Here is a 21364-nt window from a genome sequence, read left to right on the forward strand (position 1 = left end):
GCACAATGTCGTCGGGCAAGGTCGGCGTCGCAGGCTCTTCTGCCGAAGCCGATCCCATTCCACAGCAAGTCCGGACCCCGACGAAGGTCCGGCTCCGCCTGATAAACCTGAAGCCGACGAAAGGAGCCGCTCTTGTCCTTGGAGCGCTGCCTTTCGTGGCGGTGGGCATAGCCTATGTCATTGCTTCGGCGCGACGGCTCGCGGTCAATCCCAATGACAAGCTGCTGCCGTCGCCCGAACAGATGTGGTCCGCCTTTTTCGATCTCGCTACGGTTCCCGACAAGAGGTCCGGCGATCTGGTCCTGTGGGTAGACACTTATGCGAGCTTGCTGCGCCTGTTCGCAGGGGTGGGGATCGCGACCCTGATCGCGCTCTGCCTCGGCATCGCGATCGGCTTCATTCCGCGTGTGCGTGCCTTGCTTGCACCTTTCGTCACGGTTGTATGCGTCATCCCGCCCTTGGCGCTCCTGCCGATCCTCTTTATCGTTCTTGGTCTTGGCGAGGCCGCAAAGATCACGCTGATCGCCGTCGGCGTTGCGCCGGTCATGGTGCGTGACGTCGCCAGTCGCGTTATGGAGGTTCCCCCGGAGCTTGTCGCCAAGGCGCAGACTCTTGGCGGCAACAGCTGGACGATGGTTCTGAGGCTGATCCTGCCGCAGATCATGCCGCGGCTGATCACCTGCGTGCGGCTGGCGCTTGGGCCGGCCTGGCTGTTCCTGATCGCCGCCGAAGCGATAGCCTCCACAGAAGGGCTGGGATATCGAATCTTTCTGGTCCGCCGCTATCTGTCGATGGATATTATCCTGCCCTACGTGGCATGGATCACGCTGCTTGCCGTCGTAACCGACTGGCTCCTCGTCCGGCTGTCGCATGCGTTGTTCCCCTGGGCACACCCGCAGGAGGCCAAATGAGCCGCATCGTCGTTCATGGCCTCGAAAAGAGCTTCGGCGACGTGCGGGTCCTCGAGCGCGTCAATCTCGTTGCGGAGCGCGGGGAATTCCTATCGCTGGTGGGCGCAAGCGGCTGCGGAAAATCCACCTTCCTGCGCATCCTTCTTGGGCAGGATCAGGCGAGCAGCGGCGTGGTCGTCATCGGTGACAGCCCGATCGTGCCGGAACCTACGCCCGAACGCGGCATCGTCTTTCAACGCTATTCGGTGTTTCCGCATCTCACCACGTTGCAGAATCTCCTTCTGGTTGAGGATTTTCGTTCAGGGGGAGCGTCCGGTCGCGTCTTTGGAGGGAAGCGCAAGGCTGCCCTGCAAGAGGCCGAAGCGATGCTGGAGCGCGTCGGTCTGGTTCACGCGCGCAATCTTTATCCTGCGTCGCTTTCGGGCGGGATGCAGCAGCGGCTCGCAATCGCGCAGACCTTGCTCGGACGACCGAAGATTCTGCTGTTGGACGAACCGTTCGGTGCTCTCGACCCCGGTATTCGCGTCGAAATGCACGGGCTGCTCAACGAGATCTGGACCGAGCACGGCATGACGGTGGTGATGGTCACGCATGACATCGGCGAAGCCTTCAAGCTCGGCACGCGGGTTCTGGTTTTCGACAAGGTGCGCCATGATCCGCAATTCCCGTCCGCCTACGGCGCGACGATAACCTACGATCTGAAGCTCGATCGAAAGCTGCGGGCGTCTCGACAGGAAGAGGCCAAAGTGGCCGCGATGGTCGGCCCAGCCCGGCCCTAGCGGCCCCCGCGCAGGGTTTGAATTGGCGTTTCTCCAAACAGAAAACGATAGCTCTCTGCAAACCGGCCAAGGTGGGTCACGCCAACCCCCATCGCTATTTCGGTCACGGTGCCTGATTTCGTGCGCGCCTGCCTTAGCTGTCGTCTGCTCTCGTTCAGGCGCAGAAGGTGCGTGTATTCTCTTGGGCCAACTCCAAAGGCTGTGTGAAAAGCATATTCAAGCTGCCTGCGGCTGACACCCATCGTGCGGCAGATGCTCATGACGGGCAGGGGTCGGTTCAGATTTTCGCGTATTATATCTTCGCCCTGCCTGGCTTGTTTCAATCTTTGGCGCAATGACCGATTCAGATATCGCCCGAAACTGTCGGTATCTGCAATTTTCAATGCGACAGCACCAAGGTAGTCGAGATAGGACCCGGGCATCTCATCATAGTGCCTGTCCGCACCTTCGAAGCTTTGCTGTGCCGTCATCAAGGACGTGGCAATCGCGCAACCGTCTTCAGGTCCCTCTCGCCTTGCTCGTGGTTGGCTCAATACCGTCTCGCCGGGTTGCCCGGTTGCGGTCTCGAAGATTTCAGCCCAAATGTCGGCGCGCAGGACCGAGGCCGAATAGATAACTTTGCCGCGGATGCATGCCGTTATCTCCGCTCCGACCGGCAACATCAGGATCACGCCATTTTCGAGCGGAACGCCGCAGATATCGGCTTCTCCACCCTGAGCGACCGTGAGCAGCACGATATGACCTTTGGCGAACGCGCCGCGCGCGCGAACATGGCTGTTCAACCGGGTGGTGTCGAAGGCCCAGCCTCCTGCCGACTGGGTCTTGTGAATTCGGGACAGGCCGCCGCTGCTCGACAGAACATCCACCTCAAGCGCCGTCATGGACGCCGCACTCCCAAGCTCTTCCGGAACAAGCTCGACTGTCTGGGAGAGGGGAGGGGAAGCGAGACTATTCATAGCCCGGAACCGTTTTGCGCAAAACGGATAGCACGATAAGCGAAATCCAATACAAATCCAGCCGTTGCGCGGGAGAGTCCATGACGCCGATCATCTTGGGATTCCCTGTTTTAAGGTACCTTCGATCCGCCTCGACTCGGCCGGCATTCGTCGACGAATATGGCACATTCGCTTACGGGAGAGACGCATGCCAAACACCAACAGACCGCGACCTGCTTCACCCTCGGCCAACTCAATAAGCCGCCGCGAGGTGCTGCTCGGGGGCAGCGCAATCGGGATAGCGCAATCTGCGCGTCTGCTGGCCGGTTCTTCTGTTCTGGCGGCGCTTCTTGGCGAGGCGCATGCGGCGGACGCTCCCAAACCGAATATTGTCTACATCCTTGCAGACGATCTGGGGTGGGCCGATGCAGGGTTTCGCGGGTCCGACATCAGGACGCCAGTTCTCGACGACCTTGCCAGGGATGGCGCGACGCTGGAGCAATTCTACACGCAGCCGATGTGCACGCCGACACGTGCGGCCCTGATGACGGGCCGCTACCCGCTGCGCTACGGCTTGCAGACAGGCGTGATTCCCGGCGCGGGAACATATGGGCTGGCCACTGACGAATACCTCCTGCCGCAGGCGTTGAAAGACGCCGGTTATGGGACGGCGCTGGTCGGCAAATGGCACCTTGGACACGCCAACGCGGAATATTGGCCACGGCAGCGCGGCTTTGACTATTTCTATGGCCCGCTGGTGGGCGAGATCGACCATTTCAAGCACTCATCGCATGGCGTGCCGGACTGGTATCGAGACAATGCACCCCTCGTCGAAGAGGGCTTCGACAATGTGCTCTTCGGAAACGAGGCGGCGCGCGTCGTGCGCGACCATGACATTTCGAATCCGCTCTTCCTTTACCTGGCCTTCACGGCCCCTCACACGCCGTTCCAGGCGCCGCAGGAATATCTCGACCAATATGCGGACATAGCCGACGAGAACCGCCGGGCCTATGCAGCGATGGTCACCGTGATGGATGAAGCGATCGGCAAGGTTCTGGCGGCGCTTGAGGAGCGCGGCATGAGGGACAACACCCTTGTCATCTTTCATTCCGACAATGGGGGCACCAGAGATTCCCTGTTCGCCGGAGATACAAAGGTTTCGGGCGGACTTCCTGCCAGCAATGGGCCTTTTCGCAGCGGCAAGGGCACTCTCTATGAAGGAGGCACTCGCGTGGTGGCTTTGGCCAATTGGCCCGGCAGGATCAAGCCGGGCTCATTGAATGAGCCGATGCATGTCGTCGACATGTACCCGACGCTCGCTGCCGTCGCGGGTGCGAACACGTCGAAAGCGAAGCCGCTCGACGGCATGGATATCTGGCCGGTGTTTGCCGAGGGCAAGCCATCTCCGCGCAAGGAAATCGTCTATAACGTCGATCCGATGTCGGCCGGCATCCGGCAGGGTGATTGGAAGCTGGTCTGGAAAGCCGCGCTCCCGCAACAGCAAGAGCTGTTCAACGTCACTGCCGATCCCTCCGAGACGAAGAATCTGCTGGGTGAACACCCGGACAAGGCGGCCGGTCTGCGCATGCGCGCCGAAGAACTGGCCAAGGAAATGGCGCCGCCATTGCTGCTGATGGAGGCGATCAAGCTGACATATTACACACTGCCCGTGACCGGCGATCCGTCAGTCCTTTTCAATGGAGGTGACTGATCGTTTCCGAACCGGGGCTGACTGATCTGCCGGTTGTTACGCCCTCTTACGCTCTAGGTCATGAACTCATAAATCCGATTGAAATGGTGTGAGGCCATCGGTTCGGATGCGCGGAGGATAGACGCAGGAAATGTGGTTCATTTTCAAGTCTTTCCGACAAAGCAGCCGGACCGATGGACCACATCCGAAGGACGCCGAAACGGCTGCAAGCCGCCGCGTCGAACCGCTCGGACGATGGAACCCCATCGCCCTTCGCGCTTCTCCTCGCAGCTTCTTGCCGTTTCAGGCGCCATTTCAAACGCATTTATGAGTCCATGACCTGGCGCGTCCTGAGGCCGTCAACGAACACATCCACCAGCCGCAATGCCCCTGGCTGCCAGTCGGCGGGGCCTTGCGAATAGAAGATGCCGAGAAGCGTGCGCAGCAACTCGTCCGGCGAAATGTCGTCCCGCAATTCGCCCGAAGCGATACCGCGCCCGAGCAGCAGGCCGATGGCGTCGGTCAGCCTTTCGAGCGAATAGGCTCTCAGTTCGTTCGATGCCTGAGCCGCCTCCTGAAGTGCGGAAATCATGCCTTTCTTGGTCGCGACAAGCCGCACGTTTGCGTGCAGCCACCTTCGCAGGGCGTCCACGGGATCGGCCTCCCGGGCGAGCTCTGCCGCCAGTTCGCTCAGATGATCGACCTCGTGACGATACACTGCCTCGAACAGGGATTCGCGGGTCGGAAAATGGCGATAGAGCGTTCCGATGCCGACGCCTGCCTCGCGCGCGACAGCTTCAAGACTGGCCTGTGAGCCGCCCGCGCTGAAGATCCGTGTCGCGGCATCCAGCAGTTTTTCACGGTTGCGGACAGAATCCGAACGCGGCTTTCGACTTGTCTTTTCGATCCCGGACACCATTTCCTTCAGAATATCACCTGTGGCCTCTTGATAAACGGAGGCATCCTCCGTATAAATAGGTACGGATCGGGAAAACGCACAAAAGGCACGCATTCCTGAACGGACCTACGGAGCGGTGGCATTCAGTTCCGCGCAACCGCTGCTCGACATCTCAACCTTACATCACAAACACTGCATGGAGTACATCATGTCACTCTCCATCAGCCTCGTCATCAATGGTCGGCCCCACAACATTGTGCTCGATGATAATCGGGTCACGCTGCTCGACCTGTTGCGTGAGAGGCTTCAGATGACCGGCACCAAGAAGGGTTGCGACCGGGGCCAGTGCGGCGCCTGCACCGTGCTTATGGACGGTCGTCGCATCAACGCCTGCCTGACGCTTGCGGCCAGTGCCGACGGTTCCGAGATCACCACGATCGAAGGTATCGCTGAAGGCGGTACGCTGCATCCCGTGCAGGCGGCATTCATCGCCCATGACGGCTTCCAGTGCGGCTACTGCACGCCGGGCCAGATCATGAGCGCAATCGGCCTTCTTCGGGAGGCGCATGCGGGCGCCGATCCCGAACGCGTCCGCGAACTCATGAGCGGCAATATCTGCCGGTGCGGCGCCTATCAGGGCATCACGGAAGCGGTGCTGGAGGCGCAGAAGGCGATCGCCGACAAACAGAACGAAAACAGGCCGAACGAATCCGGCAAGGGGAGGGATGCGGCATGAACAGGTTCGACTATATCCGTCCCCAAAGCGTGACCGAGGCGATTGCCGCCGCAACCATACCCGGTTCCGTCTACCTCGCAGCCGGAACGAATCTTCTCGACCTCATGAAGCTTGGCGTTTCGCGACCGGAGCGGGTTATCGACATCTCGAAATTGCCGGGTCTCGACAAGATCGAATGGCGCGACGACGGCAGCGTGCGCATCGGTGCGCTGGTTCGCAATGCCGATCTTGCCTATGACAAACGCTTTTCGAGGTCGTTTCCTTCGGTCGCCGAGGCCCTGCTTTCCGGCGCATCCGCCCAGTTGCGCAATGCCGCGACCGTCGGCGGCAACCTCATGCAGCGCACGCGCTGCGCCTATTTCCACGATCTCGCGAGCGCATGCAACCGACGCGCGCCGGGCTCCGGCTGCGACGCGAGAGGAGGCGAGAACCGCCTGCACGCCGTGCTCGGGTGGAGTGATCACTGCATTGCGACGCATTCATCCGATTTCTGCGTTCCGCTCGCCGCATTTGACGCGGTCGTGGAGGTGGAAGGACCGCACGGTGCGCGCAGCATTCCGCTCGACGCATTGCACGCGCTTCCCGGAAACACGCCGGAACAGGAGAACACGCTGTCGCCTGGCGAATTGATGACGGCGTTGACGCTTCCCTCCGAAGCAACTGCCTTTTCGGCCAATGCCCGCTACCTGAAGCTGCGCGAACGGACGTCTTATGCATTCGCCGTCGTTTCGGCTGCCGCTGCACTGAGGCTCGAAGGAGATACGATCCGTGAAGCGCGCATAGCGCTTGGTGGCGTCGCCGCAAAGCCATGGCGCGCGCGCCAGGCCGAAGCCGTTCTCGAAGGCGTGACGGCATCTGCCGCCGCGTTCGAAACGGCAGCGGAGGCTGCCTTGGCCGAGGCGCGACCTTCAGGAGACAACGCCTTCAAGATCGAACTCGCGCGCCGCATCGTCGTGCGGGCGCTGAACCTTGCATTGGAAGGCACGCCGGACACCATGCCTGCACTTCCGGCTTCGCCCTTCTCCACACATTCAGGAGCAAGACATGTCGCTTGAAACCATGCCACAATCATCAGCACGCTACGGATCGAACTCCGGGCAGCCGCTGACGCGTCGCGACGGTGTGCTGAAGGTGACCGGCGCGGCGACCTATGCCGCGGACAATCATCCGAAGGGGATGCTCTATGCGGTCACGGCGGTAAGCAGCATTGCACGGGGACGCGTGGCGTTTCTTGACGTTGACGCCGCAAAGGCCCATCCCGGCGTCGTTGAAGTGATCACTTCTGCAAATCGCCCGGCGCTCGCGCACGATCCCAATGACAAGATGCCGCCTTTCGGCTTCCGCATCGAGGTATTGCAGGACGACCGCGTGCGTTACGCCAATCAGCCGATCGCGCTGGTGGTAGCGGAATCGCTGGAAGCCGCGACTGAAGGCGCGGCGCTGCTTAACCCGCGATACGATGTCGAAACCGCCCGAACGGGACGGGATAGCGGAGAACAATTCAACCCGCCGGCAATCGGCATTGGAGCGCCGCCGCGCACCGCGCATGGCGATATTGAGGCCGGGTTCTCGGCGGCAAAGAACATCACGGAGGCGGAGTACGTCACGCCCGCGCAGTACCACAATGCAATGGAACCGCATGCGGTCGTGGCCGAATGGGATGGCGACAAGGTCACGCTCGACATGCCCAATCAGGCGTTGGCCCTGAGTTGCGCGGCCTATGCGGCCTATTTCGGGATAGCTCCGGAAAATGTCGTCATCCGTTCGCCCTTCCTGGGCGGCGGCTTCGGCTCCAAGGCCATCCTCAACGGCCCCCAGATTCTGGCGATCATCGCGGCGCGCATGCTTCAGCGTCCGGTGAAGCTGGTGCTGACCCGCGCTCAAATGTACGGGCCCGTGGGACATCGGGGCCATACGTGGCAGAAAATCCGCATAGGCACGCTCAGCAACGGTCGCCTCTCGGCGCTGCATCATCGTGCGCTTGCGGAGACTTCGAGCTTCGACGAATTCATCGAGCCTGCCGCCAACGCGTCGCTTCCGCTGTATGACAGTCCCAATATTCTGGTCGAGCATGAAGGCTTGCGGCTCGATGTCGGAACGCCCGGCCCCATGCGCGCGCCAGGAGAAGCATCCGGTTCCGCAGCGCTTGAGGTTGCGATTGACGAGGCCGCTGAGGCCTGTCGGATGGACCCGCTGGCTTTCCGGCTTGCCAACTACGCTGAGCGCGAACCCGGCAGCGGCAAGCCCTATTCCTCCAAGTCATTGCGCGAATGCTACGAGGATGGCGCGCGACGTTTCGGGTGGTCCAGTCGTCCGATGGAGCCGCGCAGCATGCGTGACGAGAACGGGTTTCTGGTGGGTTGGGGCATGGGCACGGCGGTTTTCCCGTGTCCTCATTTTCCGGCCGAGGCGCGCGCTACGTTGCGCGCGGACGGCACCGCGCTGGTGGAAACCGCCGGGGCGGATATGGGCCAGGGCGCGTGGACCGCGCTCGCGCAGATCGCCGCCGAAACGCTTGGTCTCCACCCGGACAAGGTTGAGCTTCATTCGGGTATTTCCACCTTGCCGGATGGCGGCATTGCCGGAGGGTCAGGCCATACCGCCAGTGCCGGGCTTGCCATCCACCATGCCGGGCGGGATGCGATTTCGAGATTGGCGGAACTGGCGACCTCACACCCGGCTTCGCCGCTTTACGGTGCGGGCAATATTGGCGTCGTGCCGCGCAGCGGGCACTTGCATCGACGTGACGACGAGACGCGCAGCGAAAGCTACGCCGACATACTCGCCCGTGCAAAGCTCGAAAACGTCATCGGTTCCGCCAAGGCGGCACGCGATCCGGCAACGGCAGAAGCGCATGCCCTGTTTTCGCACGGCGCAGTTTTCGCGGAGGTCAAGGTGGATCCGGATCTCGGGCAGATACGTGCGACCAGAGTGGTCGGCGCCTTCGCGGCGGGACGCATCATAAATCCTCACCTCGTGCGCAGCCAGTATTTCGGCGGAATGATCTGGGGTGTTTCCTTCGCGTTGCACGAAGAGGCGATCGTCGACCGGCGCACCGGCAGGATCATGAACGCGGACCTCGCCGAATATCACGTGCCGGTGAATGCCGACATACCTTCGCTTGAGGCGATCATGGTCCCGGAAGACGATCCACATATAAACGCGCTCGGCGTCAAAGGTGTAGGCGAGATCGGCATCACAGGAACGGTGGGTGCAATCGCCAACGCCGTATGGCATGCGACCGGTGTCCGCGTCAGGCGTTTTCCGATCCGCCTCGAGGATATTCTCGTCGGTTCGAACACAAACTGAATCGCTTCCGGCCGTAGCTGGCAAAGGCTGGCGAACCGCAAATGTTCGCCAGCCGCACGGTTTTCGAATGCGGGGCCTTTCATATCGGAGCTGCACCCAATATGAAACTTGCATCCTAACACATACAGGAGGCACCGGGGCCTTTGGCCGACAATCAGCTTTATGTCATGCACATATCAATTCACGGGCTTTTGCGGGCAACCAATCCCGAGGTCGGCACAGATATCGATACAGGCGGGCAGGTGCGATATGTGCTCGATCTGGTTGAAGCGATGGATGCCCATCCCAGCATACGAAAAGTCGATCTTTTGACGCGCAAGATCGCCGATGCGCGCATTTCGCCTGACTATGCGCGCGACACCGAAATGCTCTCTCCGAAGGTTACGATCCGGCGGATCCCGTGCGGACCGGCGCGGTATATCCGCAAGGAGTTGTTGTGGCCGCATCTGACCGAGTTCGTCGATGGGGCGTTGACCATGATCCGCGAGCAGGCCGAGCTTCCCGATGTGCTGCATGCGCACTATGCCGATGCAGGACTCGTCGCTGTCAGGCTTAGCAAGGTTCTGGGAATCCCGGTTGTCTTCACCGGCCATTCATTGGGCCGCTTCAAACTTGCGAACCTCATGGCGCGTGGAATGAAGCGCGGCAAGGCAAATGAAGCGTTTGCTCTCGATGCACGCATCGAGGCCGAGGAAGAGACCATCGAGAATGCCGCTCTGCTCGTGGCGAGCAGCAAGAACGAGGAACACGAACAATACAAGCTTTATGACCATTTCGACCCGAATCGAATCATGGTGAACCCGCCGGGCTGCGATATCGAGAAATTCGGTGCCGAGCCGAAAAAGCCCGCCGTCCGGGAACTCAACCACACGTTGGGCCGATTTCTCAACGATCCGGATAAGCCCGCCTTGATCATGTTGGCGAGGCCCGACCCGCAAAAGAATATTCTGGCCGCGATCGAGACATTTGCGGCGGAGGAATTGCGGGAGCTGTGCAATCTGGTTCTGTTTCTCGGTGCCCGCGACGACATTCGGGAATTCGAGGCGCCTCAAAGGAAATTGCTCCAGGAGGTGCTCTATCTGGTCGACCGCCATGACCTCTACGGCAGCATCGCATACCCCAAGCGCAACCCGCCCGAGGTTGCGGCTGCGCTTTTCCACTATGCGAGCAAAACCGGAGGCGCTTTGCTTGGTTTGTCACGCCATGAGAATTTCGGACTGACGCTTGTTGAAGCTGCGGCCGCCGGCTTGCCTGTGGTCACTTCAGGTGCGGGCGGCATGTCGGATATCGTCGAGATCTGCAACAATGGAATCTTCGTCAACCCCGATCGTTTCGGTGAAACTGCCCGTCGCATTCGCAAACTGGTCACGGATCGATCGCGATGGAATCGTATGGCGAAGAGCGGCAAGGTCGCCAGCCGCGCGAAGCTGAGCTGGAAAAGCCATTTGGATCGTTACCTGCCAGCGGTGCGCGAGATCGTCAAAGCCCAGGCGACGCCAGTCGTCCGCAGTGCGCAGCCCAAGCCGCTTTCAAAAATTACGAAGCTGCTGATCTGCGACATCGACGATACGCTTACCGGCAACCGGCGCGCCGTGCACCGCTTCAACAGATTCGTTGAGGAAAGAGATGACATCACATTTGGAATTTCGACGGGCCGCAACCTTTCCGATGCGATGGAAACACTGAAATCATGGTCGGTGATCGAACCGCAATTTCTGATTACCTCCGTTGGTACCGAGATCCATACCAACTTCGGAAATCTCGTGCCCAACAGCATGTGGAACAGACACCTTAAATTCCGCTGGAAGCCGCAGGATGTGCGAGAAGTCCTCGCAAAGCTATCGCAACTTCGGCCGCAGGAGGACGAAGCCCAGTCGCACTACAAGATCAGTTACTATTGCGAGGGAGCAGGCGCTTCGACGGCCGCTGAAATCAAAAGCGTCCTTCGCAAGAACAAGTTGCAGGCGCGTGTCATCGTCTCGCGCAATTACTGTGTCGACGTTGTGCCGGTCAGGGCTTCCAAAGGTCATGCGCTGCGGTTCCTCGCCGCGCAATGGAATATTGATCTTGGCAGTATTTTTACCGCAGGCGATTCCGGCAACGACCTGGACATGCTGAGCGGGCTGGTCAAGGCAACCGTGGTCGGAAACCACAGCGGCGAACTTGAAGCGCTTCGAGAGGATTCCAATACGTATTTCTCCACGCTGCACTCGGCGGCGGGAATTCTCGATGGATTGGCACATTACGGATTGATTGCCGCACAACCTGCGCAAATGCCGTCATCGAAATGACGCGGCATTGAATCCCGTCTAGCGGTCGTCGAGCAGGCAGCGCGGCCGACTACAGTGCGCCTTCATCCGTCAATGACATCACGTCCGCCACCCGGCCACGCGATACCAGGCATCGCCAACGGGCGCGGTTCGGACCCACGCCGATGATGACCTCGCTGTTTGCTTCTGAAAATTCGTAGCTCAGGACCGTCACGTCATTGCTCGTGACCTTGGCGACCGCCTGCAGACAGGCTTTTTGATCCACATTCGCGCCATTGGAAGCTGCCGGCGGCCTGGGAGTTGCCGGCGCGGCCGCCTCGCGCAGATAGCGCCCGGCGGCCCATCCGCGTACACCGCGATCCGGTTGCTGCAACTGACACCATCGCTGGCCGCCCGCCATCTTGCAGCCGAGATTTCTGAACACCGTGCCATTCGGCACACTGATCAGAATCCGGCTGCTTGCCGACGGGCCGCTGCGGATGTTGAGCGCATCGTTGGCTGGAACGCCGCTGACCTGCCAGAAGTCCGGCCCGCCTGAAAGGCCGTCCGCATAGTCGGGGTTCGCCGGTGCCGGATTTTGTGCGCTGCCACCATGTATCGCGATGGAAAGCGTGTATTTGGCGGTCTCGTTGCGCCGTGCGGCGCTCCGCATGAGATATACGCGGATTCGATAGTCGCCGTTCGCAGGCAGGACGCCTTCGAAATTGTTGCCGCTGGTCGAGCCGACAAAAATCGCGGTTTCGCTATTGGCTGGAAGAACGTTGAAATAGCTGGCCCCGTTGCTGGTTTTCATGCTGACGGTCATGCGCTGCCCGGCGTTTGCGCCGAGAATATAGTCCTTGATCGAGTATCCCTTGATCGCTGCTTCGATTGTTGTGCCTGTCTGGCCAGCCGGAAAGCGCACTCGCTGTACGTCGATTTCATCGGCGTGCGCGAGGGTCGCAAAGGTCCAGATCAGCAGCAAATAGGCTATTTTCCGCATTTGCGTGTCCTCCCGTTCACGATCCGCCAACCGCCTTGAATGCCCGATGCGCCACAAAACAGTTTACTCGTCCAATGACAAATCTGATCGATACATGAGAAAAATTTGCGGTTTGAAGCATCTTTGAATGCTTCACAACGCGAAGAGGAACAGCTTGTTGCAGGTGAAGCAGGCGCTTCGACAGCAAATGCAATCCGCTAATCGATCAGGCTTTCATCGCGGACTGGACAAAGGCTCTCCATCCGCCCAGATACGTTATCTCTTGCGCGTCGCCGATGGCGTGGCGCTCGCACAGGAAGCCGCTGGCCTGAGTTCCGTCCTCAAGCGTGATCTTTCCAATGCCGAGCGGTGCGGGAATGGCCTGCACGAACAGGCCGAAGGCTTCCGGCGAAAGCTTCCACACTTCAACGGCGAGGCCGGGACCGGCAAAGGAAGGATCGCGGACAAGACCCGGCTTGGCGGGTACGGTGTTCGCCAGCGCATAGAGCCGATAGTCGGCAGCCGTGCGACAGGCTTTGACGAGCTTGCCGCCCCGTTCGGTTAGTTCGCGGTTCAGGGGCATGCCGGTCAGATGCGCGCCGACCACGACGATTTCGACCAGCCCGTCATCCGGTTCTGCAACCGCCGATTCGAGCGGCAGCGCGGCTGCCCGGTCCTTGCCCATGCCGGGAGCGAGCGACCTGTGCATGGCATCGGCAAACGTCGCCAGCGCGTCATCGGAAAAGGCCGGGCCAAAGAACGTCACCCCGGCGGGGAGGTGGCCGCCTTCGGTGAACCCGGCAGGCACGGCAATCGCCGCATAGCCGAACAGGTTGGCGAAGTTGGTGTAACGTCCGAAATGGCCGTTCCTGACGATCGGGTCGGCGCGCATCTCCTCCACCGTGTAGGTGGTGGGGGAGGTGGGCAGCATCAGCACGTCCACCTTTTTCCATTCGCCCAGCGTCCGCTGTCGCAAAGCTTCCAGCCTGTATTGGCCCTCGAAGGCGTCGACGGCATCATAAGCGCGCGCACCCTCGATGATCTGCCGCACGGTCGGGTCGAAATCGTCGGCATTGGTCGCGATGAAATCCTTCACCGCGGCCAGCCTTTCCGCCACCCACGGACCGTTGTAGAGCAGTTCCGCCGCCTGCCGGAACGGCGCGTAGTCAAACGGAACGATCTGCGCGCCAAGCGCCTTCGCCCGCTCAATCGCAGCGTCATAGAGCGCCTCGAAGGCCGCATTGCCGTAAAACTCGCGCTCTGCACCGTGGAGCACGCCGACGCGCAGACCAGACGCGGGCAACCGCACCGGGGCGGCGACTTTGGAATAGGGATCGGCGGCCCCGTAGCCGTCCATGATGCGGCGAACCGCAATGCCGTCGCCAACGGTTCCCGCCATCACTGTCACCACGTCCACCGACCGGCATGCGGGCACGACACCGACATTGGGCACAAGGCCGGGCGTCGGTTTGATGCCGACGATGTTGTTAAAGGCAGCAGGCACGCGGCCCGAGCCTGCCGTATCGGTGCCGAGCGCGAAACTCACAATGCCGGCGGCGACCGCGACCGCCGAGCCGGACGACGAGCCTCCGGATACATAGGCCTTGTCGAACACCGAACGCGGAGCGCCGTATGGCGAGCGCGTGCCGTTGAGCCCTGTGGCGAACTGGTCGAGATTGGTCTTACCGATGACGAGCGCGCCCGCCGCCTTCAGCCGCGCGACGGCCGTGGCATCCTTTTCAGGGACATATGCAAAGGCGGGGCAAGCGGCGGTGGTCGCAATCCCCGCGACGTCGATATTGTCCTTGACCGCAAAGGGCACGCCCCAAAGCGGGAGGCTGTTCGGTTCCGGATGGGACGCCATCAGTTCGAAGGCTGCGGTACGCAACTGGTCCTCAGGCGTCCTGCTGATGAACACCGCCGGATCGTCGCAATTCTCGATGCGGTCCAGCACCTCGTTGACGAGGTCTAGCGGAGTCATGCCCGAGGCATAGGCTGACCTGAGCGTGGCGAGATCGAGGAAGTCGGGTAGCATAAGGGTCAGGACCTGTTGATTTGGACGAAATGGTGTGAGGCCATCCGGTCCGATACGAGGAGCAAGGACGAAGGAAATGTGGGCATTTTCAAGGTCCTTGCGACGAAGTTGCGGGCTGGATGGACCACATCCGAAGGACACCGAAACGGCTGCAAGCTGCCGCGTCGAACCGCTCGGACGATGGAACCCCATCGACCTTCGCGCTTCTCCTTGCATCTTCTTGCCGTTTCAGGTGCCATTTCGTTCAAATCAATAGGTCCTGACCCTAGACGGTCTCCAGTACGGCCAGTATGTCACCGGCCTTGATGCTTCGGCCCGGGGATGCGCGCATGTCGCGGATGCGGCCCGGCGCATGGGCGGTGACGGGGATTTCCATTTTCATCGATTCGATGATGGCGAGCGTTTCGCCCGCGGCGACGGCCTGTCCGGTTTCGACAAGCACTTTCCAGACATTGCCCGGAACGGCGCTTTCCACGCCGAAGCATCCCTCCGGTATCCCGGCCACAAGGCCGTCCATAGATTGTTCCTCGACCGTGAACCTGTCGAGGCCATGTTCCTTCCAGTACAGGCGCTCGGCCTCATATGCTTGCTGCTGGGCGGTCTTGAACGCACGTATCTCCATGTCGTTTCGCGCCAGTTCCGCCTGATAGGCGGCAAACGAAAATATGCCATCGTCGATGCGAACCGGATATTCCCCGTGAGGAAAGGCCGCGCGGGCTTCCGACAGTTCGGCGCTCGACACCGGAAAGAAGCGTATCTGGTCGAAGAAATCGAGCAGCCAGGGCTTATCGCGTGCAAAGACCTGGGTCTGCCGCCAGGTGTTCCACATCTGGATCGTGCGACCGAAAAGCTGGTAGCCGCCGGGGCCTTCCATCCCGTAGATGCACATATACGCCCCGCCGATGCCGACGGCATTTTCCGGCGTCCATGTGCGCGCCGGATTGTACTTCGTGGTGACGAGGCGATGGCGGGGATCGAGCGGCGTCGCCACCGGAGCGCCAAGATAGACATCGCCCAGGCCCATGACGAGGTAGGATGCGCTGAAGATCATGTCCTTCAACGCCTGTTCGTCGGCCAGCCCGTTGATGCGGCGAATGAACTCGATGTTCGACGGACACCATGGCGCATTCGGGCGCACCAGTTCCTGATATTTCCGCATGGCGAGCCGCGCAGCCGGGTCATCCCAGGAAAGCGGCAGCCAGACAGTGCGGCTCGGAACGCTGACCGAATCGATGGAGGGCATGCCGTCTTCCAGTTCGCCAAGCAGGCCCAGCAGCCGCATGCGCGTCAGCTGCTCGCCGTCATAGTGGATCTGGAGGGAGCGAATGCCGGGCGTCAGGTCGATGACGCCCGGCAGACGGGCTTCCAGCAGGGCCTGCATCAGCAGATGCGCCCGCAGCCTGAGCCCGATGTCGAGCCGCATCGGGCCGTATTCGACCAGCAGATTGTTGTCACCCTGACGACGATAGACGACTGGCGTGTCCGTGTCCTCCCGCAGGCCCACGATGGGCGATCCGGCATTCGCGCCGCGCAGCTTGACTGTCGGGCCTGCAATCGGGTCCTGCGCGCGCTCGACCGGTAAGAATTGTATTTTGTCGCCGGGCTTCAGTTGGCCCATCTTCCATTGCTCGTCGGCGGCGATCACCGCCGGACAGACAAAGCCGCCGAGCGATGGCCCGTCGGGTCCGAGAATGATGGGCATATCGCCGGTGAAATCGATTGAGCCGATGGCGTAGGCGTTGTCGTGCAGGTTGGAGGGATGAAGGCCCGCCTCGCCCCCATCCGCGCGCGCCCATTTCGGCGACGGGCCGATCAGGCGAACACCCGTGCGGTCGGAATTGAAATGCACCTCGTAGGGTGCAGAAAACAGCGTCTCGATGTCCTCGTCGAGGAAGAAATCGGGTGCGCCATGCGGACCGTAGACCACGCCTATCGACCATTCGCGGCTCAACGCGGCAGGCGCAAGCGGCTCCTGCGCGTCCGCCTGTGTCGCGCGGGCAAGGCGCAGCACATGACCGGAGCGCAGTGGGCCGGTGGCGTTGCCGCCGAACTGTCCAGGACCGAAGGTGGCGCGCGAATCCAGAACGACCGGCGCGTCGAAGCCGCCATGCACCGCCAGATAGGATCGCTGTCCCGCCCCCTCGATGGAGCCGATAGAGAGGATCTGGCCGGGTTTCACTGCGATTGCGGCGCTGTGGTCGACCCGCTCGCCGTCCAGCGTCATGGGCATGCGCGCGCCGCTCAGCGCTATCGTGGCGCTTGAGAAAAACCGCAGCTGAGGGCCTGCGACGGTCAACTCCAGCGCGGCGGTGGTGTCGTGGTTTCCGACCAGCCTGTTTGCGTGCCGAAACGAACGTTCGTCCATCGGTCCGCTCGGCGGAACGCCGACATGCCACAGGCCGAGACGCCCCGGCAGTTCCTGAAGGCTCGATTGGGCGCCGGGCACGATCACTTCGACAAGGTCCGGCTCGAACGGAAAATAGGCAAGCGCGGCGGTGCTGATATCCGAACCCGAGAGAAGCTCTGAACCAGCGATCTCCCGGAGATATTCAAGATTGGTCTCGATGCCGAAGATCGACACGTTCGCCAGCGCGGCCTTCAGGGCCGAAATGGCTTCGGCCCGCGTTTCGCCGTGCACGATGACCTTTGCGAGCATCGGATCGTAGAAGGCCGTGACTTCCGTGCCCGTCTCGATCCAGCCATCGACGCGCACGTCGTCGGGAAAGGCCACTTCGGTGAGCAGCCCGGCGCTCGGACGAAAACCGGCATGGGGCATTTCGGCATAGATGCGCGCTTCCATGGCAGCGCCGCTTGGCGTCATGTCCCCTTTGCCTGACAGCACATCCTCGCCCGCTGCCTGGCGGATCATCCACTCGACAAGATCGATGCCGAGCACTGCTTCAGTCACGGGATGCTCGACCTGGAGGCGGGTGTTCACTTCAAGGAAATAGGACTCTTCCAGCGCCGGATCGTAGATGAATTCCACGGTGCCCGCCGATTCATATCGCACCTCTTGGCCGAGCGCGACGGCCGCCTCGCGCAACCGCGCGCGAACCGCGTCCGAAAGGCCGGGGGCGGGCGTTTCTTCAAGCACCTTCTGGTTGCGGCGTTGCAGTGTACAGTCACGCTCGCCGAGCGCGATGACGCGGCCCTTGCCATTGCCGAATATCTGCACCTCGACATGACGCGCTCCCGCAACGAAGCGCTCCAGATAGACGCGCGCGTCGCCGAAGCTGGCCTTCGCCGTGCGCTGCACACCTTCGAAGGCGGTTCGAAGTGCGCCCTCGTCGGCGCTTAGCTGCATGCCTATTCCGCCGCCGCCGGCGGTTGATTTGAGCATGACAGGAAAGCCGATGCGGCGCGCAGCTGCGAGCGCGCCTTCGATGCCGTCGATCAGGTCCGAACCGGGAAGCAGGGGGACGCCGCATGTTCTCGCCAGTTCGCGGGCCGTGTGCTTCAAGCCGAAATCCGCAATGTTGCTTTGCGTGGGGCCGATGAAGACAATGCCTTCCTGCCGGAGCCGCTCCACGAAGCGGGTGTTTTCCGACAGGAAGCCGTAGCCCGGGTGCACCGCCTGCGCCCCAGTCGCCTTGCAGGCGGCGATGACCGCCTCGATGTCGAGATAGCTCTCAGTCGCGGGTGACGGCCCCAGGCGGACGGACTCGCGCGCAAGCCGCGTCGCCATGGCAAACCGGTCGGCGTCGGAATAGACCGCAACCGAAGCTATGCCCATCCGGTCGAGCGTCCTGATTATCCTGACGGCTATTTCGCCGCGATTTGCGACGAGGACCTTCTGGAACATGCTTCTAGGCCTCGCCGTCCCAGACCAGCACGCGGATCGGAGTGGGGTCGAAGCCATTGCAGGGATTGTTGATCTGCGGGCAGTTGGAAATGACCAGCAGCACGTCCATCTCGGCTTTCAGCTCGACATAGTCGCCGGGCGAGGAAATGCCGTCGACGATGGTCATTTCACCTTTGGAGGAGATCGGCACATTCATGAAGAAGTTGATGTTCGGCGCGATGTCGCGCTTGTCCATGCCGTGCTTCGACAGTTCGGCGACGAAGTTGTCGCGGCACGCATGCTGGTATCGAGTCTCCTGCCCGAAGCGCACCGTATTGCTCTCGCATGAACAGGCTCCGGCGGAGGTGTCGTGACGTCCGCAACTGTCGGCGGTCATGGACAGCATCACACGCCCTTCGCTCGACATGATTTTCGTGCCCGTCGATATGTATGCTCCGTTCTGCGCACGCATCGTTTCCTGATTGGAATAGCGCTCCGAATGGTCGTCGGCGCTGTAGAACAGCGTGTCGATGGCCTGCTGGCCGTAGCTGTCTTCGATGCGGACCGTCTGGCCTTTGCGGATGATCGAGGAAAAGGGTCGCTCGGCGGGGATGTGATGAATGTGCACCGCGTTTTCCAGCGTGCGGGTTTCATCGGTCTGGATGAATGGCGTCATGTCGGTGGTCTCAGAGATTTGCGAGGGCGTTGTTTTCAAAGCCGCGTGCGGCTTCGGCGGTCGCCGTGCGGCAATGGTCGTTTGCCGCGACGGGCCTTGCGGCGATGCGCGTCACCCGCACCGGGTTCGGCGCATAGTCCGGGTTGGGGTCGAGCGGGTGGGGACAGTTAGAAAAGCCGACCACCATGTCCATTTCGGCGCGAAGCTCCACATAGTCGCCCGTGCGGAGGAGGTCGTGGTTCCAGAAGAAGCTTCCGTCCTCATTCGTTCGAACAGGCGCGAACAATGAAAGTGCCGCGGGAATATCGCGTCGCGTCAGCCCGCGCTTCATGGCGAGCTTGACGAAATTGTCGCGGGTATCGCGCAGGTTCGCCTTGCCGTAGCGCGCGTTGGTGGCGGCGGTGGAGCCGCCCGCGAGGCAGTCATGCGCGCCGCAGGAGTCCTCGGTGATCGAGAACATGACGCGGCCCATGTCGGAAAAGATGACGCGGCCCTTTGAAAGAGCGGTGGTCCATTGGACCTTCACCGTATCCGGCAGATTCAACCTTTCCGTGGGGTCCCCGGCATTCCAAGCAATGAGGGCGACCGACGAGAAGCCATGATCGAGGCTGATGCGCAGGCTCTCTTCGCGGCGGATCGTCGTCGACCAGTACCAGCCGCCAGGTATCGACTCGCTGTGCATGATGGCGGGGGCCTCTACGGCAGGCTCCGGCAGGGGGCTGAGATCGGGTCGGCTTTTCGGAACAAATTCAAGGCCTTTCTTCTGGTGCTCCTCGTAGCGCGCGCGATTGACGGCTATTTCTTCGGGCGAACGTCTCACATGCACTTTGCAAACTCCCTGCTTCGGAATTTCCCTGCGTTGTTCGATTTCAGCCGAATGAAATGCGACGGCCCGGCATGGGCATGGTTCGCGGATTGCGTGAGCGAGCGCAGCGTTCAGCAATGAAATAGCTGCAATATCCAGAAGCGATATCCGGCACGTTGAATCCCTTTCGCATTCCAAAAGGGATCGGCACGGACCAACGTCGCCAATCCCTTGGCTTACGAGGTCTCCCGGGCTTTTATCCCGCCGTGCGCCGATGGATCACGCCCACCGGTAGCGGCTCTCGGACCAGCCGCGCATCGCCATGACGCGCCGGAACCCTAGCCACTAAACTCTGGGTTATTTATGCAAGCATCATGCCAATACGCATTTCCGGGGCTTGTGGGACAATCCGGGGCTGAGCTGACTAAAAATTGACCAATATGCGCAAGGGCATGATTAATTCGGGGGCTGTTGTCTGTGGCGCGCGCGAGCGGTTTCGACTCGAGCTTGATCGGGCGAAAACTTCTCCGTATACCTTGTTCCAGCAGTCCGGGAGGTCTCCAATTCACATTCCAGCAAGGGGGCCGTTATGCGGTACATAAAGCTCGGGCACACTGGCCTTGAAGTCTCTCCCATCTGTATCGGCGCAATGACATATGGCGATCCCGCGCGCGGCCATCCGGTGTGGTCGCTCGACGAGGAGGCAAGCCGTCCGCTGATCCGCCACGCGGTGGAGGCTGGCATCAATTTCTTCGATACCGCCAACATGTATTCGCAGGGGTCGAGCGAGGAGATACTGGGCCGGGCGCTCAAGGATTTTATCAATCGCGACGATGTGGTGATCGCCACCAAGCTTCGCTACGCGATGCGCCCCGGGCCGAACGGGCAGGGGCTGTCGCGCAAGGCGATCATGACCGAGATCGATCACAGCCTGCGCAGGCTCGGCACCGACTATGTGGACCTTTACCAGATTCACCGCGCCGACCCGACGACGCCATGGGAAGAGACGCTGGAAGCGCTGCATGACATCGTGAAGGCGGGCAAGGTCCGCTATCTCGGCGCCTCATCGATGATGGCATGGGAATTCAGCAAGGCGCTGCACCTTCAAAAGGCGAATGGCTGGGCGCGCTTCGTGTCGATGCAGGATCACTACAATCTCCTCGCTCGCGAGGAGGAGCGCGAGATGCTGCCGCTGTGCGCGAGTGAAGGGGTGGGCACGATGGTCTGGAGCCCGCTCGCTCGCGGACGCCTGACGCGCGCCTGGGGTGAGACCACGACGCGCTCTGAAACCGATCCGTTTGCCGGTCTGCTCTACGACGCGACGGCCTCAAGCGACCGCCTCATTCTGGAGGCACTTGGAGAGATCGCGAACGAGAGAGGGGCGAGCCGGGCGCAGATCGCGCTTGCCTGGCTGCGGCGCAACAAGGTGGTCGTCGCGCCGATCGTGGGTGCCAGCAAGACCCGGCATATCGACGATGCGGTGGCGTCGCTTGAAATCACGCTGACCGATGACGAGGCGGAAAAGCTAGAGGCCCATTACACACCGCGGCACGACTTCCAGGGCGTCTCCGATCCCGC

Annotated in this window: 14 protein-coding genes, 1 pseudogene and 1 riboswitch; of the genes and pseudogenes, 8 read left to right on the top strand and 7 right to left on the bottom strand. The window is 61.3% G+C overall.

Annotated elements, in window-relative coordinates:
* Positions 1-5 precede the first annotated feature (5 nt).
* Together M9924_12600 and M9924_12605 are read left to right on the top strand one after the other, a co-directional pair.
* Positions 6-911, top strand: a complete 906-nt coding sequence (locus tag M9924_12600) for an ABC transporter permease (protein ID MCO5065236.1) — start codon at positions 6-8, stop codon at positions 909-911.
* Complete coding sequence (locus M9924_12605) at positions 908-1690, top strand: ATP-binding cassette domain-containing protein (protein MCO5065237.1); 783 nt, start codon at positions 908-910, stop codon at positions 1688-1690. The genes M9924_12600 and M9924_12605 overlap by 4 nt, the downstream gene beginning before the upstream one ends.
* On the opposite strand, the gene M9924_12610 is transcribed toward M9924_12605, so the two are convergent.
* On the bottom strand, positions 1687-2571 hold the full coding sequence (locus M9924_12610) for a helix-turn-helix domain-containing protein (protein MCO5065238.1): 885 nt from the start codon (positions 2569-2571) through the stop codon (positions 1687-1689). The two genes, M9924_12605 and M9924_12610, sit on opposite strands and share 4 nt — an antisense overlap.
* 262 nt (positions 2572-2833) lie before the next feature.
* Here M9924_12610 and M9924_12615 point away from each other — a divergent pair, with 262 nt between their 5' ends.
* Positions 2834-4336 (top strand): arylsulfatase, encoded by a 1503-nt coding sequence (locus M9924_12615; GenBank protein ID MCO5065239.1) that lies wholly within the window; start codon positions 2834-2836, stop codon positions 4334-4336.
* A 304-nt stretch (positions 4337-4640) separates the two neighbouring features.
* On the opposite strand, the gene M9924_12620 is transcribed toward M9924_12615, so the two are convergent.
* Positions 4641-5234 (bottom strand): TetR/AcrR family transcriptional regulator, encoded by a 594-nt coding sequence (locus tag M9924_12620; protein ID MCO5065240.1) that lies wholly within the window; start codon positions 5232-5234, stop codon positions 4641-4643.
* A gap of 187 nt (positions 5235-5421) precedes the next feature.
* Here M9924_12620 and M9924_12625 point away from each other — a divergent pair, with 187 nt between their 5' ends.
* The 4 genes from M9924_12625 to M9924_12640 all read left to right on the top strand — a co-directional run bounded on the left by M9924_12625 (position 5422) and on the right by M9924_12640 (position 11549).
* Positions 5422-5949, top strand: coding sequence for a (2Fe-2S)-binding protein (locus M9924_12625; protein ID MCO5065241.1), 528 nt, complete (start codon positions 5422-5424; stop codon positions 5947-5949).
* Entirely contained in the window at positions 5946-7004 is a 1059-nt protein-coding gene (locus M9924_12630; GenBank protein MCO5065242.1) for a xanthine dehydrogenase family protein subunit M, read from the top strand. The genes M9924_12625 and M9924_12630 overlap by 4 nt, the downstream gene beginning before the upstream one ends.
* Positions 6994-9258, top strand: coding sequence for a xanthine dehydrogenase family protein molybdopterin-binding subunit (locus M9924_12635; protein ID MCO5065243.1), 2265 nt, complete (start codon positions 6994-6996; stop codon positions 9256-9258). Before M9924_12630 ends, M9924_12635 begins: the two co-directional genes overlap by 11 nt.
* A 143-nt stretch (positions 9259-9401) precedes the next feature.
* Complete coding sequence (locus tag M9924_12640; GenBank protein ID MCO5065244.1) at positions 9402-11549, top strand: HAD-IIB family hydrolase; 2148 nt, start codon at positions 9402-9404, stop codon at positions 11547-11549.
* Between the two features lie 49 nt (positions 11550-11598).
* On the opposite strand, the gene M9924_12645 is transcribed toward M9924_12640, so the two are convergent.
* The 5 genes from M9924_12645 to M9924_12665 form a co-directional block, all read right to left on the bottom strand.
* Positions 11599-12510 (bottom strand): SH3 domain-containing protein, encoded by a 912-nt coding sequence (locus M9924_12645; protein MCO5065245.1) that lies wholly within the window; start codon positions 12508-12510, stop codon positions 11599-11601.
* Between the two features lie 205 nt (positions 12511-12715).
* Entirely contained in the window at positions 12716-14524 is a 1809-nt protein-coding gene (gene atzF, locus M9924_12650; protein MCO5065246.1) for an allophanate hydrolase, read from the bottom strand.
* 265 nt (positions 14525-14789) lie between these two features.
* Positions 14790-18326, bottom strand: a complete 3537-nt coding sequence (gene uca, locus M9924_12655) for an urea carboxylase (GenBank protein ID MCO5065247.1) — start codon at positions 18324-18326, stop codon at positions 14790-14792.
* A 4-nt stretch (positions 18327-18330) separates the two neighbouring features.
* Entirely contained in the window at positions 18331-18981 is a 651-nt protein-coding gene (locus tag M9924_12660; protein MCO5065248.1) for an urea carboxylase-associated family protein, read from the bottom strand.
* Positions 18982-18991: 10 nt separating this feature from the next.
* Positions 18992-19807 carry a DUF1989 domain-containing protein gene (locus M9924_12665; protein ID MCO5065249.1) on the bottom strand — a complete coding sequence of 272 codons (816 nt, stop codon included), beginning with the start codon at positions 19805-19807 and terminating at the stop codon, positions 18992-18994.
* Between the two features lie 222 nt (positions 19808-20029).
* Positions 20030-20139: riboswitch (guanidine-I (ykkC/yxkD leader) on the bottom strand.
* Between the two features lie 236 nt (positions 20140-20375).
* Here M9924_12665 and M9924_12670 point away from each other — a divergent pair.
* Positions 20376-21317, top strand: a pseudogene (locus M9924_12670) (aldo/keto reductase).
* Positions 21318-21364: the final 47 nt, after the last annotated feature.

Source organism: Rhizobiaceae bacterium, assembly GCA_023953835.1.
Lineage (GTDB): Bacteria > Pseudomonadota > Alphaproteobacteria > Rhizobiales > Rhizobiaceae > Mesorhizobium_G.

Coding starts and splice junctions, on each gene's coding strand:
- M9924_12600 (MCO5065236.1), top strand. CDS start 6: ATGTCGTCGGGCAAGGTCGGCGTCGCAGGCTCTTCTGCCGAAGCCGAT.
- M9924_12605 (MCO5065237.1), top strand. CDS start 908: ATGAGCCGCATCGTCGTTCATGGCCTCGAAAAGAGCTTCGGCGACGTG.
- M9924_12610 (MCO5065238.1), bottom strand. CDS start 2,571: ATGACGGCGCTTGAGGTGGATGTTCTGTCGAGCAGCGGCGGCCTGTCC.
- M9924_12615 (MCO5065239.1), top strand. CDS start 2,834: ATGCCAAACACCAACAGACCGCGACCTGCTTCACCCTCGGCCAACTCA.
- M9924_12620 (MCO5065240.1), bottom strand. CDS start 5,234: ATGGTGTCCGGGATCGAAAAGACAAGTCGAAAGCCGCGTTCGGATTCT.
- M9924_12625 (MCO5065241.1), top strand. CDS start 5,422: ATGTCACTCTCCATCAGCCTCGTCATCAATGGTCGGCCCCACAACATT.
- M9924_12630 (MCO5065242.1), top strand. CDS start 5,946: ATGAACAGGTTCGACTATATCCGTCCCCAAAGCGTGACCGAGGCGATT.
- M9924_12635 (MCO5065243.1), top strand. CDS start 6,994: ATGTCGCTTGAAACCATGCCACAATCATCAGCACGCTACGGATCGAAC.
- M9924_12645 (MCO5065245.1), bottom strand. CDS start 12,510: ATGCGGAAAATAGCCTATTTGCTGCTGATCTGGACCTTTGCGACCCTC.
- atzF (MCO5065246.1), bottom strand. CDS start 14,524: ATGCTACCCGACTTCCTCGATCTCGCCACGCTCAGGTCAGCCTATGCC.
- uca (MCO5065247.1), bottom strand. CDS start 18,326: ATGTTCCAGAAGGTCCTCGTCGCAAATCGCGGCGAAATAGCCGTCAGG.
- M9924_12660 (MCO5065248.1), bottom strand. CDS start 18,981: ATGACGCCATTCATCCAGACCGATGAAACCCGCACGCTGGAAAACGCG.